This is a genomic window from Streptomyces sp. NPDC048514 (genome assembly GCF_043199955.1).
Taxonomy (GTDB): domain Bacteria; phylum Actinomycetota; class Actinomycetes; order Streptomycetales; family Streptomycetaceae; genus Streptomyces.
Map to the genome: position 1 here is coordinate 163,865 of NZ_JBICWT010000001.1, position 14,153 is coordinate 178,017.

The following is a 14,153-nucleotide window of genomic DNA, read 5'->3' on the forward strand; positions in this document are numbered from 1 at the left end:
CCTGATTCGTGGGGGTTGTGCGATTCTGTCCGCCCACCAGAGTAGAGCGGCCCCCGGTCACCTCGGTGACCGGGGGCGGCCGCACCCGCTCAGAAGCGCGGGGAGCCGGGCGACACGCCGCACACGGCCGCCGCCCGGCAGATCACCGGCACCTCAGAGAACGCACTCCGCCTCGTCGTACCGCTCGGACGGCACCGTCTTCAGCGTCTCCACGGCCTCGGCCAGCGACACCGTCACGATGTCGGTCCCACGCAGCGCCGTCATCCGCCCGAACTCGCCCCGGTGCACGGCCTCCACCGCATGCCAGCCGAAGCGTGTGGCGAGCACGCGGTCGTACGCCGTCGGGGTGCCGCCCCGCTGCACATGCCCGAGGATCACCGGCCGCGCCTCCTTGCCGAGCCGCTGCTCCAGCTCGATGGAGAGCTGCCGGGCGATCCCGGCGAAGCGCTCGTGGCCGTAGATGTCCTTGCCGCCCTCGTCGAACTCCATGGAGCCCGGCCGCGGCTTGGCCCCCTCCGCCGCGACCACGATGGCGAACCGCTTGCCCGCCTCGAACCGCTCTCCGACCTTCCGCGTCAACTCGTCGATGTCGAAGGGCCGTTCCGGTACGACGACGGCGTGGGCGCCGGCCGCCATGCCGGAGTGCAGGGCGATCCAGCCGGTGTGGCGGCCCATGACCTCCACGATCAGCACGCGCTGGTGCGACTCGGCGGTGGTCTTCAGCCGGTCGAGGGCCTCCGTCGCCACGGTCACCGCGGTGTCGAAACCGAAGGTGACGTCGGTGACGGCGATGTCGTTGTCGATGGTCTTGGGCACGCCCACGATCGGCAGCCCGTTGTCCGACAGCAGCCGGGCAGCCTTCAGCGTGCCCTCGCCGCCGATCGGGATGATCGCGTCCAGACCCAGCTCCGCGACATGGCCCCTGGCCCGCTCCACGCCGTCGCGCAGATGCTCGGGGCGGACCCGGGACGAGCCGAGGATGGTGCCGCCGCGGGCCAGGATGCCGCCCACGGCGTCCAGGTCGAGCTTCAGATAGTCGCACTCCAGGAGGCCCTTCCAGCCGTCCCGGAAACCGATGACCTCGTCGCCGTGGTCGGCGACGGCACGGTGCACGACGGACCGGATGACGGCGTTCAGGCCGGGGCAGTCGCCGCCTGACGTGAGGACACCAATGCGCATAGCCCGAATACCTTCTCAACGTGGGCCGGAGGACCGGACCACGTTGTCCGGCGGATTCCCGGCCACCCTACCGGCGTGACCGGGTGGCCCCGTAGCGGGCGTCCGCCTGCTGGACGCGCCCGCACATGTGAGCGGACGGGCCGTCAGGCGGGCCCCCGGCATCCTGCCGGGCCACGCTGAAATCCAGCTGAATCCCCGGTTACGCGGGCTGCTGCGCGGCCGCGATGCGCTCGTTGCGGAGCGCCTCGTACCAGCGGTCGTCGATCGGCGGCAGCGCGTTGACGTCGAGCGCGAGCTTCAGCAGCAGGTCGGCGATCAGGGGGTTGCGGGCGAGGACCGGCCCGTGCATGTACGTGCCGAACACGGTCCCGTTGTACGCGCCCTCCGTGCCGTCCCCGGTGCCGTTGCCCCGGCCGATGTGCGTGCGGGCGAACGGGCGGGCCGTGGCGCCGAGGTGGGTGACGCCCTGGTGGTTCTCGAACCCGGTCAGCTGGGGCAGGCCGAGCTGCGGGTCGATGTCGGCGAGGACGTCACCGACGCACCGCTCGCCCTCACCGCGCACCGACACCACGTCGAGCAGGCCGAGACCGGGCTCGCGCTGGCCGAGGTCGTTGATGAACTCGTGGCCGAGGATCTGGTAGCCGGCGCAGACCGAGAAGACGATCGCACCGTTCTCCACCGCCCGCTGCAGATGCCCGTCACGGCGCAGCCGCTCGGCGGCGAGCCGCTGCGGACGGTCTTCGCCGCCGCCGATCAGATAGATGTCACCGGAGGTCGGGATCGGCTGGTCGCTGCGCACGTCCAGCCGGGCCACGTCCAGGCCGCGCTGCCGCGCCCGGCGCTCCACGACCAGGGCGTTGCCCTGGTCGCCGTAGGTGCTCAGCAGGTCCGGGTAGATCCACACCAGCCGCAGTTGGTTGTCGCTCATGAGGTGATCGCCCTTCGAAGATCAGTTGCCGACGCGGCGGCGCAGGTCCTGGAACGCGGTGTAGTTCGCGATGACCTCGATCCGGCCGGGCGGGCACATCTGCACGGCCTGGTCGAGGTTCTCGCAGACCTGGAAGTGCTGGTTCGCGACCTCGAGGCGGACGGCGAGGTCCAGCTTGCGGTCACCGACGACGAAGATCGGGTGACCGGTCAGCCGTGTGTAGTCGACGTCCCACAGCCAGGAGGTGTCGGTGCCGTCGGCCCCGCGCGCGTTCACGGACAGGATCACCGGAGCCGGTGGCGGGTCGATCAGCGAGAACGTCTCCAGCCAGCCGGCCGGGTTCTTCGCCAGCAGCAGCCGCAGATCGCGGTTCTGGAACTGGACGACGTCGTACCGTCCGGCCACGGCCTGCACCTGGTACATCCGCTCCAGCGCGACCTGTGGCGGCACCCCGAAGACGGCGGCGACGGCCGCGGAGCTGGCCGCGTTCGCCTTGTTGGCGCGCCCCGGCAGCTGCAGGTGGATCGGCCAGGCGGACCCGTGCGGGTCCAGCACATGGTCCCCGGACAGCGCCCAGGTCGGCGTCGGCCGGCGGAAGCCGCACTCGCCGCAGAACCAGTCGTCGCCGGGGCGCTGCATCACGCCACCGCACGACGGGCAGGACCAGGCGTCGTCCTTCCACATCTGCCCGGCTGCGACCCAGATCACATTCGGGGAGGAGGAGGCGGCCCACACCACCAGCGGATCGTCGCAGTTGGCGACGATCACGGCCTTCGAGCCGGCCAGGCCCTCGCGCCAGTTCTCGGCGAGCATGCGGGTCTCGGCGGCGCGGTCCAGCTGGTCGCGGGAGAGGTTCAGCAGGGCGATGCACTTCGGGCCGGTGTCCCGGGCCACACCGGCCAGGTACTTCTCGTCGACCTCGATGACGCCGAACTTCGCCTCCGAGCCGCCCGCGAGGGCGGACGTGATGCCGGCCGGCATGTTCGCGCCGAGCGCGTTCGACACGACCGGCCCCGCGGCGCGCAGCGCCTCCGCGATGAGCCGGGTGGTCGTGGTCTTGCCGTTGGTGGCGGAGACCAGGGTGACGTCCAGGTTCTGGGCGAGCCGCCCGAGCAGGTCGGGGTCGAGCCTCAGTGCGACCCGGCCACCGATCACCGAACCGCTGCCGCGTCCCGCGGCCCGCGATGCCGCAGCGACCGCCTTGCCCGCGGTCACGGCCAGCTTGGCCCGCGGCGAGAGCGGGTCCGAGTTGCCTGCCATCAGTTCTCGATCCTCCTTGCGTACGCGCCGCGCCTGGTGCCATCCGGCAGCGTGGTGTGGACCTCAGCCTATCGAGATCCGTTCGCACACCCGAATCCCGGCCCATGCCTGGGCGGCGGTCATGAGCTGAACGAACCGTACCCTTGCCGCCATGCGACACGGCCCGATCCCGGGCGCCCACGGGCGCGTCCGGCCCCTTTCCCTGCTCCAGGACCCCGTTCTGCGTGAGCCCTGCCGGGAGGTCACGGACTTCGATTCCGAATTGGCCGACCTGGTGGAGGACTTGTTCGCCACCATGTACGCGGCGCGGGGGGTGGGTCTGGCCGCGAATCAGATCGGGACGCCTTTGCGGGTGTTCGTGTACGACTGTCCCGACGACGAGGACGTCCGTCATCTGGGACACGTGGTGAACCCGCGGCTGGTCGAGGCGGACGGCGTGGTGCTCCGGGGACCCGAGGGCTGTCTGTCCCTGCCGGGCCTGGAGGCGGGGACGGAGCGGTACGACCACGCGGTGGTCGAGGGCTTCACGATGACGGGGGAGCCGGTCACCGTCCACGGCACCGGCTTCTTCGCCAGGTGCCTGCAGCACGAGTACGACCACCTCGAGGGCCGGGTGTACGCGGATCACCTCACGGGGTGGCGCCGGCGCCGGCTGATGAGGCAGATCACGCGAGCTTCCTGGAACCGGGCGGGCGGGCCCGCCTGAGGGGCCCTGTCCCTCGGCGCCCGGGGCCTGGTCCCTCAGAAGCCGGGGCCGCCCACTTTGTCCCCGGCCGCCGCGAGCCGCCCCCACAGGAGGTCCGCGAGGGAACGCACCAACTCGGCCCTGGAACAGGGGCGCTCACCGAGCCACCAGTCCCCGGCCGCGTGCATCATCCCGACGATCCCGTGCCCCCACACCCGCGCGAGCTGCTGGCTGCCCGGCCCGAGGTCCACCCGCTCCTCGATCACCTGGGCCAGCTCCTCGCCCATCCTGCGGAGCAGGGGTGCCGAGTGCTTGCCGACGTCGAAGCCCTGGTCGGCCCCCGCGCTCCCCTCCGCGGGATGCATCAGGAACCGGTACACCTGGGGGCGCGCCTCGATGGCCGCGAGATACGTGTCCAGCGTCGACTCCACCCGCTCCCGCCGGTCCGCGGGAGCGTCCAGGGCCGCCCGCAGGGAGGCGAGCAGCGCGTCGGTGTGCCGCATGGCGAGCGCGGCGTACAGCCCGCCCTTGTCGCCGAAGTGCCGGTAGAGGATCGGCTTCGTGATCCCGGCCTCGGCCGCGATCGCGTTCATCGACGCCTGCGGGCCGTCGCGCAGCACCACCCGGTCGGCGGCCTCCAGCAACTCGCGCCGTCGGCGGTCGGCGGTCCGCTGCTGGTCGGTCCGCTGCGTGGTGTCCATGTGCTCTCCCCACCCGTGCTGATTCGGTGACGCCTGCGCAAACTAACACTGACCGGGCCCGTGACATCGAACGGGATGCCGACCGGTCGTCGGCGGTTGACTTTTCCTACCCGTCGGTAACAGACTCACGTTACCGCTAGTAACATCGCACTGCCGCCGCTGGAGGGGACATGGCCGAGTTCACCATGGAGCTGAACGACGAACAGAGGGAAGTCCGGGACTGGCTCCATGGCTTCGCCGCCGACGTGATCCGTCCCGCGGCCGCCGAGTGGGACGAGCGCGAGGAGACTCCCTGGCCGGTCATCCAGGAGGCCGCGAAGGTCGGCATCTACTCCCTCGACTTCTACGCACAGCAGTATTTCGACCCCACCGGCCTCGGCATCCCGATGGCCATGGAGGAGCTGTTCTGGGGCGACGCGGGCATCGCCCTGTCCATCGTGGGCACGGGCCTGGCCGCCGTGGGCGTTCTCGCCAACGGGACCGAGGAGCAGATCGGCACCTGGATCCCGCAGATGTACGGCGACCAGAACGACGTCAAGGTCGCCGCGTTCTGCTCCTCCGAGCCCGACGCCGGCTCCGACGTGGCCTCCATGCGCACCCGGGCCGTGTACGACGAGGCCACCGGCGAGTGGGTGATCAACGGCACGAAGACCTGGGCGACCAACGGCGGCATCGCCAACGTCCACGTCGTCGTCGCCGTGGTCGACCCGGAGCTGGGCTCCAAGGGGCACGCGTCCTTCATCGTCCCGGCGGGTACCCCGGGTCTCGCGCAGGGCCAGAAGTTCAAGAAGCACGGCATCCGCGCCTCGCACACGGCCGAGGTCATCCTCGACAACGTCCGCGTGCCCGGTTCCTGCCTGCTCGGCGGCAAGGAGAAGCTGGACGAGCGGCTCGCCCGGGCCCGCGAGAAGGCGAGGGCCGGCGCTGGTGAGCGGGTGAAGAACGCGGCGATGGCGACGTTCGAGGCGAGCCGGCCCGCCGTCGGGGCCATGGCGGTCGGCACCGCCCGCGCCGCCTACGAGGTCGCCCTCGACTACGCGACCACCCGTGAGCAGTTCGGCCGGCCGATCATCGACAACCAGGGGGTGGCCTTCCAGCTGGCGGACATGCGGACGCAGATCGACGCCGCCCGTCTGCTGGTGTGGCGGGCCTCCTGGATGGCGGTCAACGGCAAGCCGTTCACCGCGGCCGAGGGCTCCATGTCGAAGCTGTTCGCGAGCGAGACGGCCAAGAAGGTGACCGCCCAGGCGATCCAGATCCTGGGCGGCAACGGGTACACCCGCGAGTACCCGGTCGAGCGCATGCACCGCGACAGCGCGATCTACACGATCTTCGAGGGTACGAGCGAGATCCAGCGGCTGGTCATCGCGCGCACGCTGTCGGGGGCGCCGATCCGGTAGCGCCGGGGAGGCGCGGGTCCCCTGCGGTCCGCCGGTTCGCCGCGGCCGGTCACGCAGGTCCCCGCGCCTCCGGGCACGGCACGGACGTCTCACCCGTGCCTCAAAGGGGTGAGCTGCTGGATGTCGTACTTGTCCCGCAGCGCCTCGATGGCCTCCTGGTCCGGTGGACCACCGTCACGCAGGATCTCCAGCAGCTCCTCGAAGTAGCGTTCGTGATCCGGTGGCGGGCTCGCCTGGAAGAACATCTTCGCCGGCGTGTCCGTCGGGTTCGCGAACGCGTGGGGACAGCCGGGCGGCACGACGATGACCGTGCCGGGCGTCGCCCGGACCACCCGGTTGCCCGAACTCGACTCCCACGTCCGCCAGTTGTCGGGCGTACGGATACGGGGCTCGAAGGCGAGCACGTCCAGCTCGCCCTCCAGCACGTAGAACAACTCCTCACTGCGCGTGTGCACATGGGCGCCGACGTCGAATCCCGGCGGGACCTCGACCTCGAAGGTGGAGGCCATCCGCGAGTGCGCGCCGGTGACCTTGAACGTCACGCGCTGGGCGGGAGTCGCGACCACCCGCCCCTGGCCCGGCGGCACGAGCAGTCCTTCGGTGGTCATCGACGCTCACCACATCACGGGCAGGGCCTCGGGCCCGCGGATCAGCGCGCCCTTTCGGAAGGGCACCTCGTCCGGCGGGACGGCGAGCTTCAGCCCGGGCACCCGGTCCAGCAGGGCGTCGACCAGCAGCTCCGACTCCAGCCGGGCGAGCTGGCCGCCCGGGCAGTAGTGCGGGCCGAAGCCGAACGCCACGTGCGGGTTCGGGCTGCGGGAGAAGTCGATGGTCTCCGGGTCCGGGAAGACCTCCGGGTCGCGGTTGGCGGCCAGGTAGGAGACGTAGACGGCGTCGCCGGCACGGATGCGGACGCCCCTGATCTCCACGTCCTGCAGGGCGATCCGGGACAGCCCGACCGCATTGCGGTGCGGGATGTAGCGCAGCAGCTCGTCGATCGCCCTGGGCCGGATCTCCGGTTCGGAGCGCAGCCGCTCGGACAGCTCCGGGCGGGTCAGCAGCAGGTAGAACATCTGCCCGCTGTTGTTGGTGACCGCCTCGCCGCCGATCTGGAGGAGGACGGCGAGACCGACGGCCTCCTCCAGGGCCACCTCGTCCCGGCCCACGGCGGCGCCGAGCAGCGAGGTGACATCCTCGCCCGTGCTGTTCTCGCGCAGTCCGATCAGGTCCGCGAAGTAGGCGCTCATCTCGCGCTTCGCCCGCTCGCTGACCTCCTTGCCGTGCGCGGAGGACAGGATCAGCTGGGTCCAGGTGTGCATCTCGTGCCGGTCCGCCGCCGGGACGCCCATCAGCTCGCAGATCACCGCGATGGGGAACGGGCTGAGGATCGCCGCCGTGAGGTCGGCCGGTGGGCCGGCCTCGAGCAGCTCGTCGACGAGTTCGTCCAGGACGCGGCGCGCCTTGCCGCGGACGCGCTCCACACCCTTCGCCGTGAAGGCGGCGGCGACCGAACGGCGCAGCCGGGTGTGGTCGGGCGGGTCGAGGAAGCCGACCGCACCCCGGTCGGGGATGAAGTGCGGCGCGAGCCGGGTGACCGGCTTGTCCATGACCGCCTCCCGGCCGAACCGGGGGTCGTTGGCCACCATGCGCACGTCGTCGTGCCGGGTGACCAGCCACGCCCAGCCGTCGCCGTTGGGCAGCTGGATGCGGCTGACCGGGCCCTCGCGCATCAGCTCGGTCAGCACCGGGTCGAAGTCCGTCCCGGTCAGGTCGAGCGCCGGCCACTGCCTGGGCGGGGTCTCGGCGAGCGTCTCGTCGGTCATCGCCCGTCCCCGTCCGCGGTGACCCAGCGGCCCACCGTCATCTCGGCGGTGATACCGGGTCCGAACCCGGCGAGCAGTCCACGGGCCCGGTCCTCGGCGCCGCCCTCGTCGAACAGCCGGCGCAGCGCGTCCAGGACGACGGCGCTGGCGATGTTGCCGTACTCGGTGAGCGTGGACCGGCTGAACCGGAACGCGTGCGGCTCGACCTGCAGGAACTTGCTGAGGTCGTCGAGTATTCGGGGACCGCCCGCGTGGATGATGTAGAAGTCCAGGTCGGTCGCGTCCCAGCCGTGCATGCCGGCCAGGTCCTTCAGCGCCGGCGCGAGCGGCTCCATGGTCGTCGGCACCCGCTTGTCGAGCAGGAAGTGGAAGCCGGTCGACCGGACGTCGTAGGCGATCCAGTCCTCGGTCTTCGGGATCAGGTAGGAGCCGTTGCGCTCCAGCCGGACGCCCGTGCCGCCGTTTCCGCGCACCACCGCCGCGGCGATGCCGTCACCGAACAGGCCGTTGGACAGCAGCGAGCCGATGCCGAGGTCGGTGGGCTGGTAGCACAGCGAGCAGAACTCGCAGGCCACGATGAGCGCGTTGGCGTTCGGGTACGCCGTGCAGAAGTCGTGCGCCCGGTTGATCGCCGCACCACCGGCCGCACAGCCCAGCTGGGCTATCGGGAGCTGGCGGGTGGTGCTGTCGAAGTCCATCTCGTTGATCAGCCACGCCGTGAGCGAAGGCATCATGAAGCCCGTGCACGACACGTAGACGATCACGTCGATGTCGCTGGTGAGCAGCTCGGCGTCGTCGAGCGCACGCTGGATCACCGCGGGGACCCGGGCCTTGGCCTCGGCCACGTAGAGCTTGTTGCGCTCCTCGAAGCCCGGGTGCTTCAGGGTCTCCTCGATGGGCTGCACGAGGTGCCGGGTCTTCACGCCCGTGTTCTCGATCAGCCTCAGCGCGAGTGGGAGTTGGGGGTGGTCCTCGTGGCGGGAGCGCGCCAGCTCCAGCGTCTCCTCCATCGTGATCACGTGCTCCGGGACCGACACCGAGGGTCTGCACAAAGTCGCCATGAACCGTCCCTGCTTTCCGTTTCCGGGGCCTTCGTCCACCGGCCAGAAGGTGGGTTCACCTCAGGGGGTGCTCCCTACACCGTCACCCGAGAGGGCGATGATCTCGCGTTGGGTTACTCCGAATCGGGGACGCCGTGCCAGGCCCGAAGGGCGACTTCTGCGGCCGGACGAGGGAAAACGCCATGTCCGACGTTACGGCGAACCCCCTGCTGGGGACGGTCGCGGCGGCCCTGGCACCGGCACCGCAGGCCCTCCGCAGCCGTCGATCGAGGGCGGCGGGCCGTCCATGAGCGGCCTGGCCGCGCGTGGGCCCCGGAGCGGCGGCGGGCGATTCCGGCCGGCCGGAGGCCCCGGAAGGTCACCTTGCCGGGGGTGGACCGAGGGGCGGGCGGTGGATGCGCTCCTGGCGCTGCTGGTACAACTGCGTGGCCTGGGACGGCCGTTGCGGCCGTATCACCACGGGCCCGGGCGCCCACCGCGGCGTCACGAGGACCCGACCGGAACGGCGCCGCAAGGGCGCGACCGGAACGGCGTCACGAGGACGCGACCGGAACGGTGTCACGAAGGCCGGGCCGGGCGGCCTACGGCGCCCCGCTGCTGTGTGCGATGCACGCGACGTCGATGCGGTCCGCGAGCTTCGCCAGCTCGATCGTCAAGGCCGCCACGGTGTCCTCGTCGAGCCGCTGTTCGCCCGCCTCGACGAGATGCAGCCACCGTCCGCCCACGGTCCGCAACAACTTACTCACGTCGGCCGCGGCCACCTGCAAGGTACCGCGGTCGTCGACGATCAGAGGCAGGGTCACTTCGCGGTTCACAAAAGGGGATGGTAGCCGCGCAGTGCTCACGCACCCTGCCAAACCGTGGTGATGTTGCAGAACTCGCGGATTCCGTGCCCGGACAGCTCACGCCCGTACCCCGACCGTTTCACACCGCCGAACGGGAACGCCGGGTGCGAGGCGGTCATCCCGTTGACGAACACACCGCCCGCCTCCAGATCCCGGGCGAACCGCTCCACCTCGTCCTCGTCGCGCGTCCAGACGTTCGAACTCAAACCGAACGGCGAGTCGTTTGCGATCAGGATCGCCTCGTCCAGGTCGCCGGCCCGGTACAGCGTGGCGACCGGCCCGAACGCCTCCTCGCGGTGGACGCGCATCTCCCTGGTGATGCCGGCGAGCACGGTCGGCGGGTAGTACCAGCCCGGGCCGTCCGGGCGCTCCCCGCCGCACAGCACCTCGGCCCCGGCGCGCCTTGCGTCGTCGACCAGCTCCTCCAGGTCGCTGCGTCCCTGCTCGCTGGCGAGCGGCCCGACGTCGGTGTCCTCCTCCAGCGGGTCGCCCGTCTTCAGGGCCTTCATGCCCGCGACGAACCTCTCGGCGAAGGCGTCGTAGACGTCGGTGTGCACGATGAACCGCTTGGCGGCGATGCACGACTGCCCGTTGTTCTGCACCCGCGCGGTCACCGCGACGTCGGCCGCCCGGTCGAGGTCGGCGGAGGGCATCACGACATAGGGGTCGCTCCCGCCCAGCTCCAGCACCGTCTTCTTGATCATCTCGCCCGCCGTGGCGGCGACCGCCCGGCCCGCCGGCTCGCTGCCGGTCAGGGTGGCCGCCCGCACCCGCTCGTCACGCAGGATGTCGTCCACCGCGCCCGAACCGATCAGCAGGGTCTGGAAGCAGCCCTCCGTGAAGCCCGCCCGGTGGAACAGGTCCTCCAGGTACAGGGCCGTCTGGGGGACGTTGGAGGCGTGCTTGAGCAGGCCCACGTTGCCCGCCATCAGCGCGGGTGCGGCGAACCGGATCACCTGCCAGAGGGGGAAGTTCCAGGGCATCACCGCGAGCACCGGCCCGAGCGGGCGGCAGCGCACCCGCACCCGGGAGGCACCGGAGTCCCGCACGTCCGGCCCGGCCGGTTCCTCGTCGGCCAGCAGCCGCTCCGCGTTCTCGGCGTACCAGCGCATCGCCTTGGCGCACTTCGCGGCCTCCGCGCGGGCCTGCTTGACCGGCTTGCCCATCTCGGTGGTCATGACCCTGCCGATCTCCTGCTGGTCCTCCTCCAGCAGATCGGCGGCCCTGTTCAGCAGCCGGGCGCGCTCGGCGAACGGGGTCGTCCGGTACGTGCGGAACGTGGCCTCGGCGAGCTGGAGCCGGCGCTCCAGCTCCTCCTCGCCCATGGCCTCGTACGTCTTGAGTGTCTCGCCGTTCGCCGGGTTCACCGTCGCGATGGGCATGGCCGACCTCCGCTGGAAACGGGCTGTGCTTCGACCTTCGCGCGCGGCACGGCCGGCCGCAACGCGTGGTCCGCTGTCCTGATCACTCGCCCTTCGGGGCGCTCCGTCCGGGGCGTCCGCACGGCTCGTGCTCAGACCGAGTGCTCCGTCAGCCGGTCGAGAAACGCGGCCTGCGCCGTGATGATCACCTCACGGGCCCGGTCGGGAGCGAACCACGCCACCCGGTCCAGTTCGGGGAACTCCTGCCGGCGGCCGGATCTCGGCGGCCACTCCATGGTGAAGGTGCCGGGCTCGATCGACTCCGGGTCGAGGTCCCCCTCGACCGCCCAGGCCGTGACGATCTTGCCGTTGCGCTGCACGACCTCGCCGAGCGGCACGGCCTTCCCGTCGGGCGGCGCGAGCCCCAGTTCCTCCCGGAACTCCCGCCGGGCCGCCTCCCACGCGGGCTCGTCCGGCTCGTACTCGCCCTTGGGCACGGTCCATGCCCCGGCCTCCTTCTTCGCCCAGAGCGGACCGCCCATATGGCCCAGCAACACCTCCAGTCCGCTGTCGCCGTGCCGGAACAACAGCAGTCCGGCACTGCGCTTCGCCGCACGCACCGTCATGGCCTGACCTCCGGGTGGGCCGCCAGCAGGGCCGCCACGGTATCGGCCTCCCCGGGCGGCTTGTCCTCGCGGTAGCGGACCACGCGGGCGAAGCGGAGGGTGACGCCGGCCGGGTAGCGGGAGGAGCGCTGCAGACCGTCGTAGGCGATCTCCACGACGAGTTCGGGGCGGACCCGGACCACCTGGCCGTCGTCCTCGACCGCCAGTTCCCGCAGCCGCTCGGTCTGCCAGGTCAGCATGGCGTCGGTCATGCCCTTGAAGGTCTTGCCGAGCATGGCGAAGCCGCCGTCCGGGCCGCGGGCGCCGAGGTGCAGGTTGGATAGCTTGCCGGTGCGGCGGCCGTGGCCCCACTCGGCGGCCAGCACCACCAGGTCGAGGGTGTGGACGGGCTTGACCTTCAGCCAGGAGGCACCGCGCCGGCCCGCGCTGTAGGGCGCGTCCAGCGCCTTGACCACCACGCCCTCGTGACCGCGGGCCAGGGTGTCGGCGAGGAACCGTTCCGCCACCGGGATGTCCTGCGGCCCGGCGGCCACCGCGCGCCGGACCCGCATCGGTTCCGGCACCAGCCGGGCCAGCTCCGCGTGCCGTGCGGAGAAGGGCAGGTCGAGGAGGTCGCGGCCGTCGACGGAGAGGACGTCGAAGAAGACGGGGGAGACCGGGACCGCCCCAGCGGCCTTCGCCACGTCCGTCCGGGAGCCGACCCGGCCCGCCGTCTCCTGGAAGGACCGGGGCCGGCCCGAGGCGTCGAAGGAGATCACCTCGCCGTCCAGGATGAACCGCTCACCGCGCAACTCCAGGGCGGCGGCGGTCACTTCGGGCAACCGGTCGGTGATGTCGTCCAGTGTGCGGGTGTGCACGCGGACCGTGTCGCCGTCCCGGTGGACCTGGACCCGGATGCCGTCCAGCTTCTCCTCCACGGCGCAGGCGCCCAGCTTGTCCACGGCCTCGGCGACCGAGGAGGCGCTGTGCGCGAGCATCGGCTGCACGGGCCGGCCGACCGTCAGCCGGAACCGGTCGAGGGCTCCGGGCCCCTCGCCGAGCAGGGCCTGGGCCACCGTCTGCAGCGACCCGGCGAGCATCACCGCCCGCCGTACGTCCGCCGGGTCCGCGCCGGTCGCGCGGGCGAGTCCCTCCATCGCGACCGCGTCCAGCGCGCCCTGCCGCACCTCGCCGGTGAGCAGGCCGAGCAGGAAGCGCTGCTCCTCCTCGGTGGCGGCGCCCATCAGCTCGCCGACGAGCCGTGCCCGCTCGGCCTGGGAGCCGGGTCCGCTCGCCTTGCCCAGCTCGGTCAGCCGGACGTCGACCTCCCGGACGGTGAGGCCGGGCTCGGCGGCGGCCGGCACCGGACGGCCGAGCACCTTCCAGCCGACGCCGAGCCGCCCCTGCGGCAGCCGTCCGGCGAGATAGGGGATGACGATCGGCACGTCGTCCGCCTCCGCCTCCCGGAACAGCTCCGCGAGCAGTTCGGTCTTGCGGGACCGGGCCGCCGTGGCGGCCACCTCCCGGGACACCTGGGCGAGCCGGGTCAGCAGCATGCAGTCATGGTGCACCGGCCGCCCGGGGTCCACACCCCCAGGACCGTGCGAGCCGCCCCGGGTGCGACCGGTCGCGGCTCTCGGTCATGGGGTCCGCCTCCGCCGCCGAGGGTCTCGCGCACTGCCGGATTGACAAACGTCTTTGCCGAATCTGCAATAGGGCCATGACTACCGACGACGTCCTCGCGGAGGTGGGTCCGCGGCTGCGGCGGATCCGCAAGGAGCGGGAGGTGACCCTGGCGGGACTGTCCGAGGCGACCGGCATCTCCGTCAGCACCCTGTCCCGGCTGGAGTCCGGCCTGCGCAGGCCCAGCCTGGAACTGCTGCTGCCCATCGCCCAGGCCCACCAGGTGCCGTTGGACGAGCTGGTCGGCGCCCCGCCGGTCGGCGACCCCCGGGTGCGGACCGAGCCCGTCCAGCGGCACGGCCGCACCTTCTGGCCGCTGACCCGGCAGCCCGGCGGCCTGCAGGCCTTCAAGGTCCGCGAGCCCCGGCGCGAGGAGGAGCCGGAGCCGCGTACCCATGAGGGCTACGAGTGGCTGTACGTGCTCTCCGGCCGGCTGAGGCTGGTCCTCGGTGAGCACGACGTCGTGCTGGCGCCCGGGGAGGCGGCCGAGTTCGACACGCGGGTGCCGCACTGGTTCGGGTCGACGGGTGAGGGACCGGTGGAGTTCCTGAGCCTGTTCGGGCCGCAGGGGGAGCGGATGCACGTACGGGCGCGCCCGGCGCGACGCGGCCGCGGGGAATGA

The 14,153-nt window shown here is 71.7% G+C and carries 14 protein-coding genes; 3 read left to right on the forward strand and 11 right to left on the reverse strand.

The genetic code is table 11. The features are described 5' to 3' along the window. Positions 1-153: 153 nt before the first annotated feature. The 3 genes from ACGFT2_RS00765 to ACGFT2_RS00775 form a co-directional block, all read right to left on the reverse strand. Positions 154-1,179 (reverse strand): 6-phosphofructokinase, encoded by a 1,026-nt coding sequence (locus tag ACGFT2_RS00765; RefSeq protein WP_393272058.1) that lies wholly within the window; start codon positions 1,177-1,179, stop codon positions 154-156. Positions 1,180-1,378: 199 nt separating this feature from the next. Further along, positions 1,379-2,107: a type 1 glutamine amidotransferase gene (locus ACGFT2_RS00770; RefSeq protein WP_393272060.1), complete on the reverse strand. Its 729-nt coding sequence runs from the start codon at positions 2,105-2,107 to the stop codon at positions 1,379-1,381. Positions 2,108-2,128: 21 nt separating this feature from the next. Then, entirely contained in the window at positions 2,129-3,367 is a 1,239-nt protein-coding gene (locus ACGFT2_RS00775; protein ID WP_393272062.1) for a MurT ligase domain-containing protein, read from the reverse strand. Between the two features lie 151 nt (positions 3,368-3,518). Between ACGFT2_RS00775 and def the strand changes: the two genes are divergently transcribed. Then, entirely contained in the window at positions 3,519-4,073 is a 555-nt protein-coding gene (gene def / locus ACGFT2_RS00780) for a peptide deformylase (protein WP_393272065.1), read from the forward strand. Between the two features lie 35 nt (positions 4,074-4,108). Here def and ACGFT2_RS00785 read toward each other — a convergent pair whose 3' ends face one another. Next, positions 4,109-4,753, reverse strand: coding sequence for a TetR family transcriptional regulator (locus tag ACGFT2_RS00785; RefSeq protein WP_393272067.1), 645 nt, complete (start codon positions 4,751-4,753; stop codon positions 4,109-4,111). Positions 4,754-4,923: 170 nt separating this feature from the next. Here ACGFT2_RS00785 and ACGFT2_RS00790 point away from each other — a divergent pair, with 170 nt between their 5' ends. Then, positions 4,924-6,153, forward strand: a complete 1,230-nt coding sequence (locus ACGFT2_RS00790; RefSeq protein ID WP_393272069.1) for an acyl-CoA dehydrogenase family protein — start codon at positions 4,924-4,926, stop codon at positions 6,151-6,153. 89 nt (positions 6,154-6,242) lie between these two features. Here the strand turns inward: ACGFT2_RS00790 and ACGFT2_RS00795 are convergent, their stop codons facing one another. From ACGFT2_RS00795 to ACGFT2_RS00825, 7 genes are all read right to left on the reverse strand, one after another. Continuing rightward, the gene (locus tag ACGFT2_RS00795) at positions 6,243-6,761 is read right to left on the reverse strand and encodes a cupin domain-containing protein (protein WP_393272071.1); all 519 of its coding nucleotides are present in this window, start codon (positions 6,759-6,761) and stop codon (positions 6,243-6,245) included. 6 nt (positions 6,762-6,767) lie between these two features. Further along, entirely contained in the window at positions 6,768-7,976 is a 1,209-nt protein-coding gene (locus tag ACGFT2_RS00800) for a cytochrome P450 (RefSeq protein WP_393272073.1), read from the reverse strand. After that, entirely contained in the window at positions 7,973-9,037 is a 1,065-nt protein-coding gene (locus ACGFT2_RS00805) for a type III polyketide synthase (RefSeq protein ID WP_393272075.1), read from the reverse strand. The genes ACGFT2_RS00800 and ACGFT2_RS00805 overlap by 4 nt, the downstream gene beginning before the upstream one ends. A 581-nt stretch (positions 9,038-9,618) precedes the next feature. Then, positions 9,619-9,852 carry a DUF6213 family protein gene (locus ACGFT2_RS00810; RefSeq protein ID WP_217783217.1) on the reverse strand — a complete coding sequence of 78 codons (234 nt, stop codon included), beginning with the start codon at positions 9,850-9,852 and terminating at the stop codon, positions 9,619-9,621. Between the two features lie 26 nt (positions 9,853-9,878). Then, positions 9,879-11,264, reverse strand: coding sequence for an NADP-dependent succinic semialdehyde dehydrogenase (locus tag ACGFT2_RS00815; RefSeq protein WP_393272077.1), 1,386 nt, complete (start codon positions 11,262-11,264; stop codon positions 9,879-9,881). A 131-nt stretch (positions 11,265-11,395) separates the two neighbouring features. Continuing rightward, positions 11,396-11,869, reverse strand: a complete 474-nt coding sequence (locus ACGFT2_RS00820) for an NUDIX domain-containing protein (protein WP_393272079.1) — start codon at positions 11,867-11,869, stop codon at positions 11,396-11,398. Continuing rightward, positions 11,866-13,404: an ATP-dependent DNA ligase gene (locus ACGFT2_RS00825; protein ID WP_393272081.1), complete on the reverse strand. Its 1,539-nt coding sequence runs from the start codon at positions 13,402-13,404 to the stop codon at positions 11,866-11,868. The genes ACGFT2_RS00820 and ACGFT2_RS00825 overlap by 4 nt, the downstream gene beginning before the upstream one ends. Positions 13,405-13,568: 164 nt before the next feature. On the opposite strand from ACGFT2_RS00825, the gene ACGFT2_RS00830 reads away from it, so the two are divergent. Beyond that, complete coding sequence (locus ACGFT2_RS00830) at positions 13,569-14,153, forward strand: helix-turn-helix domain-containing protein (protein ID WP_393272083.1); 585 nt, start codon at positions 13,569-13,571, stop codon at positions 14,151-14,153.

Coding starts and splice junctions, on each gene's coding strand:
- ACGFT2_RS00765 (WP_393272058.1), bottom strand. CDS start 1,179: ATGCGCATTGGTGTCCTCACGTCAGGCGGCGACTGCCCCGGCCTGAAC.
- ACGFT2_RS00770 (WP_393272060.1), bottom strand. CDS start 2,107: ATGAGCGACAACCAACTGCGGCTGGTGTGGATCTACCCGGACCTGCTG.
- ACGFT2_RS00775 (WP_393272062.1), bottom strand. CDS start 3,367: ATGGCAGGCAACTCGGACCCGCTCTCGCCGCGGGCCAAGCTGGCCGTG.
- def (WP_393272065.1), top strand. CDS start 3,519: ATGCGACACGGCCCGATCCCGGGCGCCCACGGGCGCGTCCGGCCCCTT.
- ACGFT2_RS00785 (WP_393272067.1), bottom strand. CDS start 4,753: ATGGACACCACGCAGCGGACCGACCAGCAGCGGACCGCCGACCGCCGA.
- ACGFT2_RS00790 (WP_393272069.1), top strand. CDS start 4,924: ATGGCCGAGTTCACCATGGAGCTGAACGACGAACAGAGGGAAGTCCGG.
- ACGFT2_RS00795 (WP_393272071.1), bottom strand. CDS start 6,761: ATGACCACCGAAGGACTGCTCGTGCCGCCGGGCCAGGGGCGGGTGGTC.
- ACGFT2_RS00800 (WP_393272073.1), bottom strand. CDS start 7,976: ATGACCGACGAGACGCTCGCCGAGACCCCGCCCAGGCAGTGGCCGGCG.
- ACGFT2_RS00805 (WP_393272075.1), bottom strand. CDS start 9,037: ATGGCGACTTTGTGCAGACCCTCGGTGTCGGTCCCGGAGCACGTGATC.
- ACGFT2_RS00815 (WP_393272077.1), bottom strand. CDS start 11,264: ATGCCCATCGCGACGGTGAACCCGGCGAACGGCGAGACACTCAAGACG.
- ACGFT2_RS00820 (WP_393272079.1), bottom strand. CDS start 11,869: ATGACGGTGCGTGCGGCGAAGCGCAGTGCCGGACTGCTGTTGTTCCGG.
- ACGFT2_RS00825 (WP_393272081.1), bottom strand. CDS start 13,404: ATGCTGCTGACCCGGCTCGCCCAGGTGTCCCGGGAGGTGGCCGCCACG.
- ACGFT2_RS00830 (WP_393272083.1), top strand. CDS start 13,569: ATGACTACCGACGACGTCCTCGCGGAGGTGGGTCCGCGGCTGCGGCGG.